This window comes from Sphingopyxis indica (genome assembly GCF_900188185.1).
Lineage (GTDB): Bacteria > Pseudomonadota > Alphaproteobacteria > Sphingomonadales > Sphingomonadaceae > Sphingopyxis > Sphingopyxis indica.
In genome coordinates this window covers 19,759-38,498 of sequence record NZ_FZPA01000022.1, presented here as the reverse complement: position 1 = coordinate 38,498, position 18,740 = coordinate 19,759, and the positions used below count along the sequence as shown (strand labels likewise).

The 18,740-nt window shown below is 65.4% G+C and carries 17 protein-coding genes; 11 read left to right on the top strand and 6 right to left on the bottom strand.

What is annotated here, in order from left to right; genetic code table 11:
• Positions 1-56: 56 nt before the first annotated feature.
• The 3 genes from CHB69_RS18840 to CHB69_RS18830 all read right to left on the bottom strand — a co-directional run bounded on the left by CHB69_RS18840 (position 57) and on the right by CHB69_RS18830 (position 4,550).
• Positions 57-1,661 (bottom strand): AMP-dependent synthetase/ligase, encoded by a 1,605-nt coding sequence (locus CHB69_RS18840; protein ID WP_245836956.1) that lies wholly within the window; start codon positions 1,659-1,661, stop codon positions 57-59.
• Between the two features lie 47 nt (positions 1,662-1,708).
• Entirely contained in the window at positions 1,709-3,403 is a 1,695-nt protein-coding gene (gene ggt, locus CHB69_RS18835) for a gamma-glutamyltransferase (RefSeq protein WP_089217468.1), read from the bottom strand.
• A 79-nt stretch (positions 3,404-3,482) separates the two neighbouring features.
• Complete coding sequence (locus tag CHB69_RS18830) at positions 3,483-4,550, bottom strand: quinone-dependent dihydroorotate dehydrogenase (RefSeq protein ID WP_089217463.1); 1,068 nt, start codon at positions 4,548-4,550, stop codon at positions 3,483-3,485.
• Positions 4,551-4,632: 82 nt separating this feature from the next.
• Between CHB69_RS18830 and CHB69_RS18825 the strand changes: the two genes are divergently transcribed.
• The 10 genes from CHB69_RS18825 to CHB69_RS18780 all read left to right on the top strand — a co-directional run bounded on the left by CHB69_RS18825 (position 4,633) and on the right by CHB69_RS18780 (position 14,173).
• Positions 4,633-6,438: a DUF885 domain-containing protein gene (locus tag CHB69_RS18825; RefSeq protein WP_089217467.1), complete on the top strand. Its 1,806-nt coding sequence runs from the start codon at positions 4,633-4,635 to the stop codon at positions 6,436-6,438.
• Positions 6,439-6,535: 97 nt separating this feature from the next.
• Positions 6,536-7,420, top strand: coding sequence for a helix-turn-helix domain-containing protein (locus CHB69_RS18820; protein ID WP_089217462.1), 885 nt, complete (start codon positions 6,536-6,538; stop codon positions 7,418-7,420).
• 310 nt (positions 7,421-7,730) lie between these two features.
• On the top strand, positions 7,731-8,228 hold the full coding sequence (locus CHB69_RS18815; protein ID WP_245836955.1) for an RrF2 family transcriptional regulator: 498 nt from the start codon (positions 7,731-7,733) through the stop codon (positions 8,226-8,228).
• A complete protein-coding gene (sufB, locus tag CHB69_RS18810) occupies positions 8,225-9,727 on the top strand; it encodes a Fe-S cluster assembly protein SufB (protein WP_089217461.1) in 1,503 nt (500 codons plus the stop codon). Before CHB69_RS18815 ends, sufB begins: the two co-directional genes overlap by 4 nt.
• A gap of 119 nt (positions 9,728-9,846) precedes the next feature.
• Positions 9,847-10,233 (top strand): endonuclease domain-containing protein, encoded by a 387-nt coding sequence (locus CHB69_RS18805; RefSeq protein ID WP_281252669.1) that lies wholly within the window; start codon positions 9,847-9,849, stop codon positions 10,231-10,233.
• 2 nt (positions 10,234-10,235) lie between these two features.
• Complete coding sequence (gene sufC, locus CHB69_RS18800) at positions 10,236-11,066, top strand: Fe-S cluster assembly ATPase SufC (protein ID WP_089217460.1); 831 nt, start codon at positions 10,236-10,238, stop codon at positions 11,064-11,066.
• Positions 11,067-11,175: 109 nt separating this feature from the next.
• Positions 11,176-11,907 (top strand): SufD family Fe-S cluster assembly protein, encoded by a 732-nt coding sequence (locus CHB69_RS18795; protein WP_089217459.1) that lies wholly within the window; start codon positions 11,176-11,178, stop codon positions 11,905-11,907.
• 155 nt (positions 11,908-12,062) lie between these two features.
• Positions 12,063-13,208, top strand: coding sequence for an aminotransferase class V-fold PLP-dependent enzyme (locus tag CHB69_RS18790; RefSeq protein ID WP_089217458.1), 1,146 nt, complete (start codon positions 12,063-12,065; stop codon positions 13,206-13,208).
• Entirely contained in the window at positions 13,205-13,675 is a 471-nt protein-coding gene (locus tag CHB69_RS18785) for an SUF system Fe-S cluster assembly protein (protein WP_089217457.1), read from the top strand. The genes CHB69_RS18790 and CHB69_RS18785 overlap by 4 nt, the downstream gene beginning before the upstream one ends.
• A 141-nt stretch (positions 13,676-13,816) precedes the next feature.
• Positions 13,817-14,173 (top strand): HesB/IscA family protein, encoded by a 357-nt coding sequence (locus tag CHB69_RS18780; protein WP_089217456.1) that lies wholly within the window; start codon positions 13,817-13,819, stop codon positions 14,171-14,173.
• Position 14,174: 1 nt separating this feature from the next.
• Here the strand turns inward: CHB69_RS18780 and CHB69_RS18775 are convergent, their stop codons facing one another.
• Both CHB69_RS18775 and CHB69_RS18770 read right to left on the bottom strand, forming a co-directional pair.
• A complete protein-coding gene (locus tag CHB69_RS18775; RefSeq protein ID WP_245836954.1) occupies positions 14,175-14,891 on the bottom strand; it encodes an extensin-like domain-containing protein in 717 nt (238 codons plus the stop codon).
• A 37-nt stretch (positions 14,892-14,928) separates the two neighbouring features.
• Positions 14,929-16,320: a cytochrome P450 gene (locus CHB69_RS18770; RefSeq protein WP_089217465.1), complete on the bottom strand. Its 1,392-nt coding sequence runs from the start codon at positions 16,318-16,320 to the stop codon at positions 14,929-14,931.
• Positions 16,321-16,496: 176 nt separating this feature from the next.
• Here CHB69_RS18770 and CHB69_RS18765 point away from each other — a divergent pair, with 176 nt between their 5' ends.
• Positions 16,497-17,378 (top strand): hypothetical protein, encoded by an 882-nt coding sequence (locus tag CHB69_RS18765; protein WP_089217454.1) that lies wholly within the window; start codon positions 16,497-16,499, stop codon positions 17,376-17,378.
• 6 nt (positions 17,379-17,384) lie between these two features.
• Here the strand turns inward: CHB69_RS18765 and CHB69_RS18760 are convergent, their stop codons facing one another.
• Complete coding sequence (locus tag CHB69_RS18760; RefSeq protein ID WP_089217453.1) at positions 17,385-18,716, bottom strand: dicarboxylate/amino acid:cation symporter; 1,332 nt, start codon at positions 18,714-18,716, stop codon at positions 17,385-17,387.
• Positions 18,717-18,740: the final 24 nt, after the last annotated feature.

Sequence of the window (18,740 nt, the reverse complement as noted above, 5' to 3'; positions counted from 1 at the left end):
TGAACATCGTGTTATCCTTTCAAATCCAAGCGTTTCCGCTTCCGACAAGAAGATAACTACCCTAATTTGTTTCGGGAGTCAAGTATATAATTCCCTTCGGGATCGGGGACGAGGATCGCGACGAGGTGCGGGCGCTTGTCGCCATAGACCATCGCCTGGAGGATTTCAGGCTGGAGGGTCAGCATCCCCTCGACGCGCTGCGGCGAGACATTGTCGCCCTTGTCGTTGACGATCAGATCCTTCTTGCGATCGGTGATGACGATACGCCCCGCTTCGTCGATATGCCCGATGTCGCCGGTGTGGAGCCAGGGGGCGCCGTCGGGATCGGCGGGATCGGCGATCAGCACGCGCTGCGTTTCGGCCTCGTTGCGCCAATAGCCCTTCATCACCAGCTCGCCGCGCACGCAGATTTCGCCGTCGTCGGCGATGCGCACCTCGGTGTTCATCAGCGGCGGGCCGACCGTGTCCATCTTGAGCCCGGTCTTGGGGCGATTGCAGCTGATCACCGGGCCCGCTTCGGTCTGGCCATAGCCCTGAAGCAGCGTCAGGCCGATCGAATGGAAGAAAACGCCGATCTCGGGATTCAGCGGCGCGCCGCCGGACACGAGCGCCTTCATCCGCCCCCCGAAGCGTTGCTGGATCTTCGGCCGGAACAGCTTGTTGAGGATCAGATCGACCGGCCGGTCGATCAGCCCCATGCGCCGCTCATAATCTTTTTCGCCGACGCGCAGCGCCTGCCCGAGCATCCAGTTCGCGAGCCTGCCCTGCTTCTCGACCGATTTGATCATCCGCGCGCGGATCACCTCGAAGAGGCGCGGCACGACGACCATGATCGTCGGCTTCGTCTCCTCGATGTTCGAAACCAGCTTTTCGAGCCCCTCGCTGTAATAGATTTGCGCGCCGACCATGATCGGCAGGAACTGGCCGCCCGAATGTTCATAGGCGTGGCTCAGGGGCAGGAAGGAGAGGAACACCTCTTCGTCGCCGATCCCGAAGTCGTTGACCAGGATTTCGGCCGCGCCCGCCGCGTTGTGCAGGATCGCGCCATGGTGCTGCATCACCCCGCGCGGCGCGCCGCCCGTGCCGCTGGTGTAGATCAGGCAGGCTATATCGTCGCGCGACATGGCGAGGCCATGCGCTTTCGCTTCGTCCAGATGCGCTTCGCCGCCGGTGACCAGCGGCGCCCAGTCGTGGACCGCGACCTCGCCCTGCTGGCCGACGCGCAGCGGCTCCATGCTGATGACGAGGCTGACGTTCGAGCGCATCACCGCGGGCATCAACGTGCGCGCAAGCTTCGCGGTCGAGACGATCACCGCGCGCGCGCCGCTGTTGTCGAGGATATGCTGATGGTCGCGCTCGGTGTTGGTCGTATAGGTCGGCACGGTGATGCAGCCCGCGGCCATGATCGCGAGGTCGGCGATGCAGAATTCGGGCCGGTTCTCGCTGACGAGAACAACCCGGTCGCCCTCCTTCAGCCCCAGCCGCCGCAGATTATGCGCGAGCGCCGCGACCTGGTTCGCGACCTGCCGCCAGCTGAGCGGTTGCCACGCGCGGTCGGCCTTGCGCCACAGGAACGGGTCTTCGCCGCCCCGTTCGGCGCGGTCGAAGAACATCGCGACCAGACTCGGAAAATGGTCGAGATGCGGGTTGTCGAGCTTCATGCCTCTTCTCTCCCGGGAGGATGCTGCGTCTGTTGTTTTCTATTATCTTATTCGGCCGCCGCGCTCGGATCGTCGGTCGCCCAGGTGCCGGGTGTACGCGGGTCGGCGGCACCGCGCCAGCCGGCCGGGGTGCGCTCGATCGCATTGACCTTCGACCCGAAATCCTCGGGCCGGATCGGCTTGCCGAACACCGCCGATTCCTTTGCGATCCTCTGTCCCATCGCATTATCCTCGATGATCGCGCCCTGATTGTCGAAATAAAGATTGGGGAGCGCGATCGCATCCTCGGCGGACAGGCCCCAGTCGAGCACACCGATCAGCGTCTTGGTGACATGCATGATGATCCGCTTGCCGCCAGCCGAACCGAGCGCGAGGATCAGCTTGCCGTCGGGACCATAGACGATCGTCGGCGACATCGAGGACAGCGGGCGCTTGTTCGCCTCGACCCGGTTCGCGACGGGTTTGCCGTCCTTTTCGGGCACGAAGGTGAAATCGGTGAGTTCGTTGTTGAGGATATATCCGTTGGCGACGAGCTGGCTGCCGAAGATCGATTCGACCGTCGAGGTCATCGTCGCGACATTGCCGTCGCGGTCGACCGCGACGAAATGCGTCGTGCCATGCTCGGCGACCGGCCCGGTGGGGGTGCGCGGTTCGGCGCCCGGCGGCGAGCCCGCGGGATAGTCGCTGCGCACCGAATAGGGCGAGATCAGCATCCGGCGGCTCGCGAGATATTGCTTGTCGAGCAGTCCCTTCACCGGCACGTCGACGAAATCGCTGTCGCCAAGATATTGGCCGCGATCGGCATAGGCGAGCTGCATCGCCTCGGCGAGCAGGTGCCAGCTCATCACATTGTCCTTGCCCATCGCCTTCATGTCATAGGCTTCGAGCATGCCGAGGATGCCCTGCACGGTCGTCGCGCCCGACGAGGGCGGCGCCATCCCGCAGACCTTGTAGATGCGATAGGTGGTGCAGACCGCCGGGCGCTCCTTCGCCCGATAGGCCTTGAGGTCGGCGAGCGTCATCTTCGCCGGATTGCGCGGCGCCCGCGTCACCGCCGCAACGATCGCCTGCGCATTGGCGCCGGTATAGAAAGCGTCGGGGCCGCGCGCCGCGATGTCGCGCAGCAGCTTGGCATAGGCCGGGTTCCTGATCACCGTGCCGACCGGCGCGGGCTTGCCGTCGACATAATAGATGGCGCGAAGCTCGGGGAAATCCTTCCACACGTCGGCATAGAGCGTCATGAAACGGTGGAGGACCGGGGTGACCTTGAACCCCTTGTCGGCAAGGTCGATCGCGGGCTGGAAGATATCGGCCCAGGCAAGTTTGCCCCAGCGCTTGTGAACCTCTTCCATCAGGCGGATATTGCCGGGGACGCCTACCGACAGCCCGCCGGGAACGACGTCCATGAAACCGCGCGGCTTGCCGTCCTTGTCCAGAAAGCGCTCGGGCGTCGCCGCCGCCGGCGCTTTTTCGCGGCCGTCGATCGTCGCAATCGTCCCCGTCTTCGCATCATGATAGAGGAAGAAGCCGCCGCCGCCGATGCCGCTCGACTGCGGTTCGACGAGCGTGAGCACCAGCATCATCGCCATTTCGGCGTCGGCCGCCGATCCCCCTTTCATCAGTATCTCGCGCCCCGCTTCGGTCGCGCGCGGATCGGCGGAAGAGGTGACGCCCTGCGCCGCGGCGAGCGACGGGATGGCGATGACGAAGAGGCTGAGGACGGCAAGGATTCGTTTGATCATGCGCGCGACATTGGCGCGGGGCATGGAGCGTTGCAACCCCGACAACATCCTCCCCTCCCGCCTGCGGGAGGGGAACCGGCTAGCCGGCCGTCCCCACCGCGTCGGACACCCGCGCAAAGCCGTCGCGCGCCGCCAGCTCCTCCAGCCCGCGTGCGATGCGCGCGGCGAGGCCCGGGCCTTCATAGACCATCGCCGAATAGAGCTGCACCAGGCTCGCCCCGGCGCGGATGCGATCCCACGCCTGCCCGGCGGTCGCGATGCCGCCGACGCCGATCAGCGGCACGCGCCCGCCGCTCGCGGCGCGGAAATCGCGGAGCCGCTGGAGCGCGAGGGACGCGAGCGGCGCGCCCGACAGCCCGCCCGCCTCGCCCGCATGGCGCGAGGCGAGCGCCGGGCGCTCGACCGTCGTGTTCGAAACGATGATCGCGGCCAGCCCCTTGTCGATCGCCACCGCAACGATGTCGTCGATGTCGGCGGGTTCGAGGTCGGGCGCGACTTTCAGAAAGACCGGCTTCGCCAAATCGCCCTGCGCCGCCGCGACGCCGTCGAGCAGCGCCTCGAGCGCGCCCCTGTCCTGCAGCGCGCGCAGCCCCGGCGTGTTGGGCGACGAGATGTTGACGGTCAGATAGTCGGCGAGCGGCGCCATCGCAGCGGCGCCCTTCGCATAGTCGGCGATGCGGTCGGCGCTGTCCTTGTTCGCGCCGATATTGATCCCGAGCGGCACCGGCAGGCCGTAACGGCGCAGGCGCACGATGCGCTCGGCCGCGCTTTCCTGTCCGCCGTTGTTGAAGCCCATGCGGTTGATGATCGCGCGGTCCTCGACCAGCCGGAACAGCCGCGGGCGCGGATTGCCCGCCTGCGGCAGCGGGGTCAGCGTGCCGACCTCGACGAAGCCGAAGCCGAAATGCGGCATCGCGTGCGCGACACGCGCGTCCTTGTCGAACCCCGGCGCGAGGCCGACCGGGTTGGGAAAGGCGATGCCGGCAAGCTCGGTGGCAAGCGCCGGGCTGGTGAGCGCGCGCCGCGCGCGCGGCAGCGGCTGGAGCGCGGCGAGCGTCAGATCGTGCGCCGCCTCGCCGTCGCTGGCATGGACGAAGGGGCGGATGAGCGCGTAGGCGGCGTCGGCGGCGGAGGCGAGAAACGACATGGCTCGCCATTGCGCCGCGCGGGGCACTATGGCAAGCCCCGCGGCGGGCCAGAAAAAAGCTATGGAAAAACGGGGAGTAATCGTGTCGCACCTTCGCCTTGCCGCCAAATTGTCGAGCTGCCTGTTCGTCCTTGCCGCCGCCGGCTGCGCCCCCGCTGCGGTCGAACAGGCGCCGCCAGCCGCCGCGTCCGCGGCGCCGGCTGGTGCCGGGCTGGCCGAATTTTTCGAAAAATATGACGAAGCGCAGCTTTCGCTCAGTCCGCTGAGCAAGGCCTATCGCGGCATCCGCGACGCCGATTACGGTAAATGGGACGATGTCAGCGACGAGGCGGAAGTCGCCGAACACAAGCTGCAACAGGCGGCGGCGGCGGCGATGCGCAGCAGCTTCGATCCCGCGACGCTGCCGGCCGACGATGCGCTCTCCTTCGAATTGTTCAACGCGCAGGCCGAGCGCGACGAGCGGTTGTTCGCCTTTCGCGACCATGGCTATATCTTCGATCAGATGAACGGCGCGCAGAGCCGGATGCCCGCCTTTCTGATCAACATCCACCGCGTATCGAATCTGAGCGAGGCCGAGGCCTATGTGTCGCGCATTCGCGGCATGGGGCCGGTGCTCGATCAATTGTCGGCACAATCGGCCGAGCGCGCCGCCAAGGGTATCCAGCCGCCGAAGTGGGTCTATGCCTATGTCATTTCGGACATCGAGAATCTGCTGCGTCCCGACAATGCCGTGATCGAGGATATCGAGGCGAAGGCCGCCAGGCTCGATGCCGCCGACGCCGACAAGGCGCGGATCGTCGAGGCCGCAAAGGCGGCATGGAACGAGAGTGCCGCCCCCGCCTATGCGCGCCTGCTCGCCGAAATGCGGCGGCAGCAGGCGGGTGCGCCGACCGAGGACGGCGTGTGGCGGCTGCCCGACGGCGCGGCCTATTACCAGGCGCTGCTCGCCAATTACACGACCACCGGCATGACCGCCGACCAGATCCACGAACTCGGCCTGCGCGAAGTCGCGCGGATTCACGGCGAGATGGAAAGGATCAAGGAGAAGGTCGGCTTCAAGGGAAGCCTTCAGCAATTTTTCGAGCATCTGCGCACGAGCCCGCAATTCTATTACACGAGCCGCGAAGCCTATCTCGCCGATGTCGATGCCAAGGTGAAGGCGATGGAGGTGCGGCTTCCCGCCTGGTTCAACACGCTGCCCAAGGCTCCCTTGCAGGTGAAGGCGGTCGAAGCCTTTCGCGAGAAATCGGCGGGCAAGGCCTTTTACCAGTCGCCCTCTCCCGACGGATCGCGCCCCGGCACCTATTATGTGAACCTCTATGATCTCAACGACATGTCGAAGACCGAGCTCGAGGCGCTCGTCTATCACGAAGGCGTTCCGGGGCATCACTTGCAGCGCGCGGTGCAGACCGAACTTGAAGGCCTGCCCGCTTTCCGCCGCTTCGGCGGCTTTACCGCCTATACCGAGGGTTGGGGACTTTACGCCGAGGAACTCGCGAAGGACATGGGCGCCTATACCGACCCCTACAGCGACTTCGGGCGGCTCGGGATGGAATTGTGGCGCGCGTGCCGGCTCGTCGTCGATACCGGGATTCATGACCGGCGCTGGAGCCGCGAGCAGGCGATCGCCTATCTGAAACAGAATACGCCCAATCCCGACGGCGACATCGAAAAGGCGATCGAGCGCTATATCGTCTATCCGGGGCAGGCGACAGCCTATCTGATCGGCAAGCTCAAGATCATGGAATTGCGCGAACGATCGCGCGCCGCGCTCGGCGATCGCTTCGACATTCGAGCCTTTCACGACGTCGTGCTGAAATCGGGACCGGTGCCGCTTAACATTCTCGAACGGCGCGTCGACGCGTGGATCGCTGCGCAAAAAGGCTGATCGGCGGCATAAAATTGCCTCTTGACGGGTCGCGCTGAAAAGCAAATGCTTTGTTTCAAGCAACAAGGCAGCGACAGCTGTCGGGGTCGGTCTCGTCATGACGCAAAACACAACGCCGCCGCCGGGTGACGGCGAACCGCCGTTCGAGCTGCAATATTTCGCGCCCGATCCCGATCTGGCCGAGATGGTGTCGAGCTTTTACGTCGCGCGCATCAACATCCCCCATTTCGACGAATATGAGCGCGCCGACCGGCCGCAGTTCCGCGTGATGAGCAATCCCGACGGCGAATATATCTTCGCCGACGGCCATGTCGTCCCGGCCAGCCGCGCCACGATCATCGGCCCGACGAGCGGCCGCGTGCGCGCGATCGCCCGCGGCACGACGCGCCTTTACGGTTTCGGCATGATGCCCGCGGGCTGGGCCACGCTGATGGGCGACGATGCCGACAAGCTCACTGACCGCGCGATCGACGCGACCGCGCTGTTCGGCGACTGGATGGTCGAGGTTGCGGACGCGCTCGACAAGGCTTCGGGCACCGAAGAACGGCTGGTGATCGGCAATAATTTCGTCCGCGAAATCCTGAAGAAGAACGAGCCCGCACCGGTGTGGTTCACGCGCACCGTCGACGAATGGCTCGCCTCGCACGCCTCGCCGCAGGTCAGCGACCTGGTCGAAGCGACGGGCATGTCGATCCGCTCGGTCGAGCGGATGACCAAGCATTTCTATGGCCTGCCGCCGCGGATGCTCGCGCGTAAATATCGCGCGGTGCGTGCCGCCGCGGCGCTGGCGCGCGGCGAAACGCTCGACGATGCGATGCTCGCCGACGCCTTCTACGACCAGTCGCACCTGATCCGCGAGATCAAGCGCTTCGCCGGGGCGACGCCCGGGCAGCTCTCGCATCCGACGCTCTATACGAAAGCGACGACGCGCGGCCGCAAGCAGCTGGCAGGCCGGGTCAGCCCGCTGGTGTCAGATACCTGACACGAAAGCGTCACCACGCGTTAACCAACTAAAATTGCGCGAGATGTCGTTTTGGCGTTTCCATACAATCCCGAATCATCGCCGAAGCCTATTCGGCCCTTGCGACCCAGAAGAGCTCTTCCTCCTGACGAGGACTGAGACCTTCATCTCGGCACTCATTTGGCTTCGGCCAGATGGGTGCCATTTTTTTATCGTCGCATACGAAGCCGCACGGGTTGCACCGCCGGAACGTCCTCTCTATATAAGTGGAGTAATTTACTCCAGTTAAGAATCGTTCGCAATTCGAACGGGAAAGAGCCCGGACCAAGCGATGCGCCTGTCCAATCTTGCCGACTATGCCGTGGTGCTGATGAGCGCCGCCGCGCGCCAATGCGGGTCGGTGCCGCTGCACGCGGGGCTGCTCGCCGAACAGACGGGGATTCCGGGGCCGACCGCGCAGAAGCTGGTGAGCAGCCTTGCGCGCGCCGGCCTGCTCGTCTCGACGCGCGGCACCGGCGGCGGGGTGCGGCTGGCGCGCCCCGCGGCGGCGATCAACGTTGCCGACATCATCGAGGCGGTCGAGGGACCGATCGCGCTGACAAGCTGTGTCGAGGCGGGGCGCCACGATTGCGCGCTCGAGGGCAATTGCAAGGTGCAGCCGCATTGGGGCGTCGTCAACGGCGCGGTGCGCGGTGCGCTGGCTGAGATCAGCCTCGCGAGTCTCGTCAAGCCCCTCCCGCAGGCGGGAGGGGTTTGGGGAGGGCCTGTAGAGGCCGCCCATTCCACGAATATCCCCTCCCGCAAGCGGGAGGGGAGGATAGAAGCATGACCGAAAACACCGAAACCCCAACAAAAGATATCGGCGTCAAGGATCAGGCCGCGCGCGAAGCGGCGCTACGCGTCGCCGATTACGAGCATGGCTGGTCGTCCGACATCGAAACCGACTTCGCGCCCAAGGGACTCAGCGAAGATACGGTGCGCTTCATCAGCGCCAGGAAGAACGAGCCCGAATGGATGCTCGACTGGCGGCTGAAGGCCTATCGCCACTGGCTGACGATGACCCCGCCCGACTGGGCGAAGCTGAATGTGCCGCCGATCGACTACCAAGACGCGTACTATTATGCGGCGCCGAAGAAGAAGGAGGCGCTCAAGAGCCTCGACGAGGTCGATCCCGAAATCCTGAAAGTCTATGAAAAGCTGGGCATTCCGATCGAGGAGCAAAAGGTGCTCGCGGGCGTCGAGGGCGCGCGCAAGGTCGCGGTCGACGCGGTGTTCGACAGCGTTTCGGTCGCGACCACCTTCCGCGAGGAGCTGAAAAAGGCCGGCGTCATCTTCCTGTCGATCAGCGAGGCGATCCGCGAATATCCCGAGCTGGTGAAGAAGTGGCTAGGGCGTGTGGTGCCGCAGCACGACAATTATTTCGCGGCATTGAACTGCGCGGTCTTTTCGGACGGCACCTTCGTCTATGTGCCCGAAGGCGTGCGCTGCCCGATGGAGCTGTCGACCTATTTCCGCATCAACGCCGAGAATACGGGGCAGTTCGAGCGCACTTTGATCGTCGCCGACAAGGGCGCCTATGTCTCCTATCTCGAAGGCTGCACCGCGCCGATGCGCGACGAGAACCAGCTTCACGCCGCCGTGGTCGAACTGGTCGCGCTCGACGATGCCGAGATCAAATATTCGACCGTCCAGAACTGGTATCCCGGCAACGCCGAGGGGCTGGGCGGCATCTATAATTTCGTGACCAAGCGCGCGCTCTGTCAGGGCAAGCGCAGCAAGGTGTCGTGGACGCAGGTCGAGACCGGCAGCGCGATCACCTGGAAATATCCGAGCTGCGTCCTCAACGGCGACGACAGCGTCGGCGAATTCTATTCGGTGGCGGTCACCAACAATTATCAGCAGGCCGACACCGGCACCAAGATGATCCACAATGGCAAGCGCACGCGCTCGACCATCGTCAGCAAGGGCATCAGCGCGGGCAAATCAAACAACACCTACCGCGGATTGGTGCGCGTCGCGCCCAATGCCGAGGGCGTGCGCAACTTCACCCAGTGCGACTCCCTTTTGTTGGGCGACCAGTGCGGTGCGCACACCGTGCCCTATATCGAGGTGCGCAATCCCTCGGCGCAGGTCGAGCATGAGGCGACGACGAGCAAGATCAGCGACGACCAGCTGTTCTATGCCATGCAGCGCGGACTGGGGCAGGAAGAGGCGGTGGCGCTGATCGTGAATGGGTTCGCGAAGGAAGTGCTGCAGCAGCTGCCGATGGAGTTCGCGGTGGAAGCGCAGAAATTGCTGGGAATTTCGCTGGAGGGGAGTGTGGGATGACGATAGCCCCCACCCCAACCCCTCCCCTTCAGGGGAGGGGCTTGAGTAGCCGCGATATGTCGAGGCGCCTCTCCACCCCTCCCCTTCAGGGGAGGGGCCGGGGGTGGGGGCTATCGGCCTTGGACATCGCCGAATTACAGCGTCGCGCCCGCCACATGCGAAACAACCCGACCGAACCCGAAAAGCGACTTTGGCGACGATTGTCGAACGGGCAGCTTGAGGGATGCAAGTTCCGTCGCCAGCAGGTGATTGGAGCATTCATCGCCGACTTTATGTGTTCCGGCGCGAAGCTGATCGTCGAGGTCGATGGCGATACGCATGGCGAAGCGAGCGATCGCAGCCGCGATGCCGCGCTGGGTCAGATGGGCTACCGGGTCATCCACGTCACAAACCGCGATGTGCTGACCAATATGGACGGCGTGCTTCGATTAATTGTCGAAACCTTGCGTCAGGCCGATAGCCCCCACCCCAACCCCTCCCCTGAAGGGGAGGGGCTAGAAAGATGACCATGCTCAAAATCGAAAACCTCCACGCCGCCGTCGCCGACAAGCCGATCCTGAAGGGCCTGTCGCTCATCATCAACGCGGGCGAAATCCATGCGATCATGGGGCCGAACGGCGCGGGCAAGTCGACGCTCGCCTATGTGCTCGGCGGGCGGCCGGGGTATGAGGTGACCGAGGGGTCGGTGACCCTCACCGCTCCTCGTCATGCCGGACTTGATCCGGCATCCACGACTGCGGCGCCGGAATGGACCCCGGATCAAGTCCGGGGTGACGATGGAGAGGAGATCGACCTCCTCGCCCTCGACCCGCACGAGCGTGCTGCGGCGGGCCTGTTCCTCGGTTTCCAATATCCGGTCGAGATCCCCGGCGTGTCGAACGTCCAGTTCCTGCGCGAGAGCCTGAACGCCCAGCGCAAGGCACGCGGCGAAGAACCGCTGTCGGGCGGCGATTTCCTGAAACTCGCGCGCGAGAAGGCGGGGCTCTTGAAGCTCGACATGGACATGCTCAAGCGCCCGGTGAACGTCGGCTTTTCGGGCGGCGAGAAGAAGCGCAACGAGATGGTGCAGATGGGCATCCTCGATCCCAGGCTCGCGATCCTCGACGAAACGGACTCAGGGCTCGACATCGACGCGCTGCGCGTCGTCGGCGAAGGCATCAACACGATCATGCGGCGTCCCGACAAGGCGGTGCTGCTGATTACGCACTATCAGCGCCTGCTCGACTATGTGGAGCCCGATTTCGTCCACGTCCTCGCCGCCGGCCGGATCGTCAAGTCGGGCGGCCCCGAACTCGCACGCGAACTCGAAGCGCATGGCTATGCGGAGGTGGCGGCTTGAGCATCTGCACGCACCTTTCCTTTCATCGTCATGCCGGACTTGATCCGGCATCCATGACCGCGTGGACCCCGGATCAAGTCCGGGGTGACGACGCGTGGGAGGTCGCGGCGTGACCACGGCTTCCCTCCCCACGCGCCGCGATGAGGCGTGGCGCTATAGCGATATCGAGGCGCTGGCGCGCCTCTGGCCGCTGCCCGCGCCCGAGAGCATCGTCGTGCCCGCGGGCGGCGATTTCAAACGCGCGATCGTGCAGGATGAAGGCCGCATCCATCAGATCGAAATGAGCATCGGCAGGAATGCCAAGGCGGCTTTGCATTTGCTCAACATCGGCGGCGCCTATGGCCGCATCGGACTGACCGTCACGCTGCACGAGGGCGCCGACTTCACGCTCGGCGCCGCGCAGATCGGCGGCGGCGAGCAGACGCTCGAGATCATCACCACCGTCACCCACGCCGAACCCGGCGCGACGTCGCGGCAGGTCGTGCGCTCGGTGCTCGGCGGCACCGCGACGGGCACCTATCTCGGCAAGGTCGCGGTGGCGCGCGATGCGCAGGCGACCGACAGCGAGCAGGATGTGAAGGCGATGCTGATCGAGCGTAGCGCGACGGCCAACGCCAAGCCCGAACTCGAAATCTTCGCCGACGATGTGAAGTGCGCGCACGGCTGCGCGATCGGCGAACTCGATGCAGAGGCGCTATTCTATCTTCAGTCGCGCGGGATGCCGCCGGCGGAGGCGAAGACGATATTGTTGCAGGCGTTCGTCGCCGGCGTGTTCGACGGCGCCGAGGATGAAGCGCGGTTGCAGGAACTGGCGCTGGCGAAGCTGGGGGAATTGGTGTGAGCGGCGACGCAAAAATCCTCCCCGGCACGGGGAGGGGGACCAGCGAAGCTGGTGGAGGGGCACCCTCGGGGACACGCTCCACCGATACATCGCGCAAACCGCCTGTGCCCCTCCACCATCCTGCGGACGGTCCCCCTCCCCGTTCCGGGGAGGATTTGAGGAAGGACTTCCCTGGCCTGACCCCCGGCTGGCACTATCTCGACACCGCCGCCACCGCGCAGAAGCCGCAGGCGGTGATCGACGCGACGGTCGCCGCGATGGGCCGCGACTATGCGACCGTCCACCGCGGCGTCTATGCGCGCTCGGCCGACATGACGCTTGCCTATGAAGCGGCGCGGCGGCGGATCGCGGGCTTTATCGGTGCACGCGAGGAGCAGGTGGCGTTCGTGCGCGGGGCAACCGAGGCGATCAACCTCGTCGCCTATGCGCATCCGAAGAAAGGCCGCGTGCTGCTGTCGGTGCTCGAGCATCACAGCAATATCGTGCCGTGGCAGCTCGCGGGGTGGCAGGTCGACGTTTGCCCGCTCACCGACGACGGCCGCATCGACCTCGATGCCGCCGAAAGGCTGCTGACCTCCGAGCATAATATGGTCGCCTTGGCCCATGTCTCGAACGTGCTCGGCAGCCCGCTCGACGTCGCGCGTGCCGCCGATCTCGCGCACCGCGTCGGCGCCGAGCTGCTGATCGACGGCTGCCAGGCGGTGCCGCGGCTGCCCGTCGACGTGTCGGCGCTCGGCTGCGACTATTATGCGTTTTCGGGGCACAAGCTCTATGGCCCGACCGGCGTTGGGGTGCTGTGGAGCGACAAGCTCGATGCACTGCCGCCGTGGCAGGGCGGCGGGTCGATGATCGACCGCGTGACCTTTGCCAAGACGACCTATGCCCCCGCCCCCACGCGCTTCGAGGCGGGGACGCCGGCGATTATCGAGGCGCTCGGGCTCGCGGCCGCGGTCGACTATGTCGATGCGATCGGGCTCGACGCGATCCATGCGCATGAATGCGCCCTTGTCGGGCGGTTGCGCGAAGCGCTGGCACGCAAGAACAGCGTGCGCCTGTTCGGCCCCGAAAACAGCGCCGGAATCGTCAGCTTCGCGATGGCGGGGGTTCATCCGCACGACATCGGCACTATCTTGGACGAAAGCGGGGTCGCGATCCGCGCCGGGCACCACTGCGCGCAGCCGCTGATGGAGCATCTGGGCGTTCCGGCGACCGCGCGCGCGAGTTTCGGGCTCTATAGCAATGAAGACGATGTGACCGCGCTGATCGAAGGACTGGCGCGCGTCGAAAGGATTTTCGGATGAGTGAGGACAGCAGCATCAGGGTCGAGGAAGTCACCAGCGTCGAGGCGCCGCCCAAGGCGCGCGTCGCCGACGCCGAGACCGCGCCCGAGAAGCTGGAGCGCAAGCGCGACTATCTGGAGGGCTTCCTTGCCGCCAGACCCGCGGCGGCCGACCCCAATGCGGTCGGCGGCGACCTCTATGAAGCCGTCATCAATGCGCTGAAGGACATTTACGACCCCGAAATCCCGGTGAACATCTATGATCTGGGCCTGATCTACAATGTCGAGATCGACGAGGGGCATGTGATGGTCACGATGACGCTGACCACGCCGCATTGCCCGGTCGCCGAATCGATGCCGGGCGAGGTCGAACTGCGCGTCGGCGCGGTTCCGGGGGTCGGCGATGCCGAAGTCAATCTCGTCTGGGACCCGCCCTGGTCGCCCGCCAATATGAGCGACGAGGCCCGGCTCGAACTGGGGATGCTGTGAAGGATTAAGCCCCTCCTCTTCAGAGGAGGAGGTTTTGGGGTGGTGAGCACCGTGCAGGAGCACCACCCCGCTGCGACTAGCGAGCAAGCTCGCAAGTCTCGCTACCCCTCCTCTGAAGAGGAGGGGGTTAGGAGTTTATATATGACCGATACCAAACCCCGCACCCGCCCCGCCGCCGTCACGCTGACGCCGGGCGCCGAAGCGCGCATCGCGAAGCTGATGGCCGCTGCCCCCGAAGGCGCGATCGGCGTCAAGCTGTCGACGCCGCGCCGCGGCTGTTCGGGGCTCGCCTATTCGGTCGACTATGTGACCGAAGAGGAAAGGTTCGACGAAAAGATCGAGACGCCGGGCGGCACCTTCTACATCGACGGCGCCTCGGTCCTCTATCTGATCGGCAGCACGATGGACTGGGTCGAGGATGATTTCGCCGCCGGCTTCGTCTTCGACAATCCCAACGCCAAGGGCGCGTGCGGCTGCGGCGAGAGCTTTACGGTCTGAGCTAACGGCATACCGACCATCCCGCGGTCCGCACCGCCATGTCGAGGTGCAGATGGTCGGCGTGGGCGCGATTGTAGTCGGGCGACAGCACGGTGCTGAACAGGTCGCACGATCCGTCGCGCACCGCATGAAGGAACTCGCTGCGGCGGTCGCCCTGATCCCAGTCGTTGATCAGCGACACGCGCGTTCCGTCGGCAAAGACAAAGGCTGAAATGTCGATCGCATTGGCGGTCGAATGCTCGCTCTGCGCCTGCCGCCCGGCAATCTTGCGGCAATTATAGCTGCCGAGATTTTCGAGCTTCGCGACCTTCTGCCCGAAATATTTCTGCGCGAGCGGCTGGACGACATCGCGCGTCCACAGCGCCATCGCCGCGGTGACCGCGCAGCCGGGCGCCGCATTTGCAGGCTGCATCGTCGGTACGAACGCATTGCCCGTCAGGATCATCCGCTGGCTCGCGCGGCACGCGCCCTCGCCCATCGGCGCGCGGCGCTCGTAGCCCGCGCCCGCGCGGTCGAAGGCGGCAAAGCAGGCCGTGTCGTCGCCGGCGAGCGCGAGCAGCTTGCGCCGCGTCGCCCAGCCCTGCGGCTGCGCGAGTTCGAAGCGCGCGGTCGGGTCGTGCTCGGGATGCGCGCGCAGCCAGGCCATCGCGCGGATCGCCGCGATGGTGAACAGCACGGCGATGCCGAAACCTATGAGATAGGGGCGGAAACTCTTCACCGCCGCACGGTGGCGCAGCCCGCTCCGGCCCGCAAGCTCAGATCGGGTCGAAGCGCACCGTCAGCCCGTCTTTCGGCCGCGGGATCGGCCACATCTGCCAGTCGGGCGCATAGCCCTCGGCGACCGTGATACGGTGCGTCGTCAACACATGGTGGAAGAAGATCTTCGCCTGCATATAGGCGAAGTGGAGCCCCAGGCACATGTGCGCGCCGCCGCCGAACGGAACCCACGCATATTTGTGCCGCCCGCGCACCGCCTCGGGCGCGAAGCGCATCGGATCGAACCGCTCGGGCTCGGGCCAATATTCGGCCATCATATGCGTGTAGGCGGGATTGATCCCGATGTTGGTGCCGGCGGGTATATGATAGCCGCCGAATTCGAAATCGCGCAGCGCGCGGCGCGGGATCGCGGGGACCGGCGGGATCAGCCGCAGCGCTTCCTTGAACGCCATTTCGGTGAGTTCGAGTTCGCCGAGGCTGTTATGCCCGACGCCCTCGCCCGCCGGCGCGACCGCGAGCATCTCCTCGCGCAGCTTGTCCTGCCATTCGGGGTGCTTCGCGAGCAGCCAGACGAGCGACGTGATCGAGCTGGTGATCGTATCGTGCGCGGCCATCATCAGGAAATTCATATGATCGACGATCGCCTCGACCGACAGATAGTCGCCGCCCTCGTCCTTCGCCTGACAGATTTGCGTGAAAATGTCCTCGCCCGACGACGCGCGGCGCTCGGGCACCATCTGCGCGAAATAGTCGACGAGATATTTGCGGCCCGCGACGCCGCGGCCCATCGCGGTAAAGGGCATCGGCACGCGGACGATGCCGATCGACGCCTGCACCATGTCGACGAAGGCCTTGTTGACCTTCTCCGCCTCCGGCCCCCATGGAATGCCGAGAAAGCTCGTCGCGGCGAGGTCGAGCGTCAGCTGCTTGATCGCCGGATAGAAGGGGAAGGTCTTGCCGCTCCAAGCGGCGACGCGGTCGCGGATGCCGTCGTTGAGCGCGGCGGCATAGTGGCGCATCGGTTCGGGCTTGAACGCGACCGACAGCGTCTTGCGGTCGGCGCGATGCTTGTCGAAATCCATCAGCATCAGCCCGCGCGGGAAGAGCAGATTGAGGACCGGCCCCCACCCCTGTTCGGACGAAAACAGCTTGTCGCGGTCGAAGAGCACCAGCTCGTTCGCTTCCGCCCCGACGAGCGAAACGCCGCGGCCGCCAAAGCTCTTCGCACGATAGACCTTGCCGAAGCGCGCCACCATGCGGTTGGTGAAGCCGGTCGGGTCCTTGATCTGCGCGAGCGTCGTGCCGAAAACCGGGATGCCGTCGTCGCCGGGAATATGGTCGAGGCTGCTGCCGGAACTGCGCGGCAGCCAATGCTGCGTGTCGGGCCCGAAGCGCGCCTGTGACCATTCGATCTTCGCCGGGGCATTCATCGTGCGCGACTCTCCATCCATCTCGCCTGATGCAAAGGCTATCGCACTACTGACAATGATGCAAGTAACGTGCGTCCGCCGCGCCGCGCCCATTCAGCGCAAATTCAACTCGCCTCGGCCATTCAGGCAGCGAAAGCGAAGATCCGCGTGGTCGGATTTTCGCGAGGATCGAACCCATGCGCAAATATTTCCGCCGTCCCCTTTCGCTCACGCTCGGCGCGCTCGCGACGACGACGCTCGGCGGCTGCTATTACGGCGACGTCTATGGCGCCGGCTATGGCGGGGCGGGCTATGCCTGCGGCAATTCCTATTATGACTACGACCCCTATGCCTATGACGATGGTTATGGGTACGACTGCTACGATGCGGCCGACTATGGCAGCGGCTTCGTCAGCATCGGCTTTGGCGGCGGTTGGTACGATAATTATTTCTACCCCGGCTATGGCCTGTGGATGTACGACAATTACCGCAACCGCTATCCGCTGAACGGCCGCTACCTCAACTATTGGGGCGGCCGCCGCGCCTGGTGGAAGCATCGCCGCGATCGCGACGACTGGAACGGCCGTCCCGGCAGACCTGGCCGCCCCGGCAATTGGAACGGGCACGACCGCGACAGGGACCATGACGGCCGCCCGGGAGGCTGGAACGGACATGATCGCGACGATGACAAGGGGCGGCCGAACCGACCTGGCCGTCCGAGCGGCTGGAACGGTCATCGCGACGACGATCGATCGGACGGAGCGCGACCCGGCAACAGGCCGCCCGCCGCAAATCATCCGCAGCGCCCCGATCGTCCCGCCGCCGTGCGGCCGCGACCACAGCGTCCCGGCCTGTCTTCCGGTGCGCCCGGCGAGGCCGCCGGACACCGTCGGCCAGTGAGACAGCCCGCGGCGCGCCCGACGCCCCGCCCCAGCCGCCCGGCCGCGACGGCACGACCGGCGCGGCCCGCACCGGCGGCGCGACCGGCACCGGCGCGCTCCGAGCCGAGAATCGCGCCAGCACGCCCCGCCGCGCGCGCGGACCGGAGCACGCGGTCTCGCGCTGCCCGCAACGAATAGCCGCGATCAAGCGGGCGGCGCTGCGGTCATTGCCGGCTCATCCTTGACCCCGGCCGACACCACCGTCGCGGCGACGAGATCGCCGATCACGTTGAGGACGGTGCGGCACATGTCGAGGAAACGATCGACCCCGAGCACCAGCCCGATCCCTTCGGGCGGCACCCCCACCGAGGCAAGGATCAGCGCGATCACCGGCAGCGATCCCGCGGGAACCCCCGCGGTGCCGATGCCGCCGAGAATGCACACGAGCATCACCGAGATCTGCTGCGTCAGCGTCAGGTCGATGCCGAAGAATTGCGCGAGGAAGATCACCGTCACGCCTTCGAACATCGCGGTGCCATTCTGGTTCGCGGTCGCGCCGATCGTCAGCACGAAGCGCGCGACCCGGTCGGGAAGGCGCAGCCGGTCGTGCGCGACGCGCAGCGACGTCGGCAGCGTCGCGTTCGACGAGGCGGTCGCAAAGGCCATGACGAAGGCTTCCTGCGTCTCGCGGAAAAAGGCGATCGGCGATTTTTTCGCGAACAATTTCAGGATGACCGGAAAGATCACGAACATCTGCAGGCCGAGCGCAAGCAGCACGACGAGGACATAGGCCGACAACCGGGCGATCAGGTCCCATCCGAAATGCGCCGCCAGATTGAACATGAAGCAGAAGATCGCGATCGGCGCGAGCCGGATGACGAGGCCGATCAGCCGCATCGCGACCTCGAACACGCCCTCGATCGCAGTCTTCAGCACCTGCGTCTGCGGCGTCTGGACCAGCATCAGCCCGATGCCGAAAAAGAGCGCGAAGAACATCACCGCGAGCACGTCGTTCTGGCTCATCGCGTTGAAGAAATTGTCGGGGACGATCGCGACGACCGCGTCGATGCCCGATTTCGATTCATGCGCGCTCTCGATGATCGCCCCGGCGCGCGCCGCGCCCTCGGCGAGCAGCGAATTGGCGAGCACCGGATCGACCCCCGCGCCCGGCCGCAGCACGTTGACCATCACCAGGCTGACCGCGACCGCGACCGACGACACGATGATGGTGTAGAAGAGCGTCCGCAGTCCGACCGTCTTGAGCGCCCGCATCTCGCCCATTTCGGCGACGCCGACGATCAGTGCCGACACGAGCAGCGGGATCACCAGCATGAACAGCAGGCGGAGGAATATCTGGCCGATCGGTCCGGTGACATAGGTGGTCACGGTGTCGACCCACGGCGCGTCCGCCGCGCCATAATGGACGGCGAGTCCCGTGAACAGGCCCACGGCAAAGCCGACCAGCATCCGCCATTGCAGCCGCCTGGCCCTTGCCTCTTCGCCCTTTTCCGGCGTAGCGGCCGTTGCCTCGTTCATCCCTGTCCTCCTCGTCCTGCCCTG

Coding starts and splice junctions, on each gene's coding strand:
- CHB69_RS18830 (WP_089217463.1), bottom strand. CDS start 4,550: ATGTCGTTTCTCGCCTCCGCCGCCGACGCCGCCTACGCGCTCATCCGC.
- CHB69_RS18780 (WP_089217456.1), top strand. CDS start 13,817: ATGACCGATACCAAACCCCGCACCCGCCCCGCCGCCGTCACGCTGACG.
- CHB69_RS18840 (WP_245836956.1), bottom strand. CDS start 1,661: ATGAAGCTCGACAACCCGCATCTCGACCATTTTCCGAGTCTGGTCGCG.
- CHB69_RS18765 (WP_089217454.1), top strand. CDS start 16,497: ATGCGCAAATATTTCCGCCGTCCCCTTTCGCTCACGCTCGGCGCGCTC.
- CHB69_RS18760 (WP_089217453.1), bottom strand. CDS start 18,716: ATGAACGAGGCAACGGCCGCTACGCCGGAAAAGGGCGAAGAGGCAAGG.
- CHB69_RS18820 (WP_089217462.1), top strand. CDS start 6,536: ATGACGCAAAACACAACGCCGCCGCCGGGTGACGGCGAACCGCCGTTC.
- CHB69_RS18785 (WP_089217457.1), top strand. CDS start 13,205: ATGAGTGAGGACAGCAGCATCAGGGTCGAGGAAGTCACCAGCGTCGAG.
- CHB69_RS18815 (WP_245836955.1), top strand. CDS start 7,731: ATGCGCCTGTCCAATCTTGCCGACTATGCCGTGGTGCTGATGAGCGCC.
- sufB (WP_089217461.1), top strand. CDS start 8,225: ATGACCGAAAACACCGAAACCCCAACAAAAGATATCGGCGTCAAGGAT.
- sufC (WP_089217460.1), top strand. CDS start 10,236: ATGCTCAAAATCGAAAACCTCCACGCCGCCGTCGCCGACAAGCCGATC.
- ggt (WP_089217468.1), bottom strand. CDS start 3,403: ATGATCAAACGAATCCTTGCCGTCCTCAGCCTCTTCGTCATCGCCATC.
- CHB69_RS18770 (WP_089217465.1), bottom strand. CDS start 16,320: ATGAATGCCCCGGCGAAGATCGAATGGTCACAGGCGCGCTTCGGGCCC.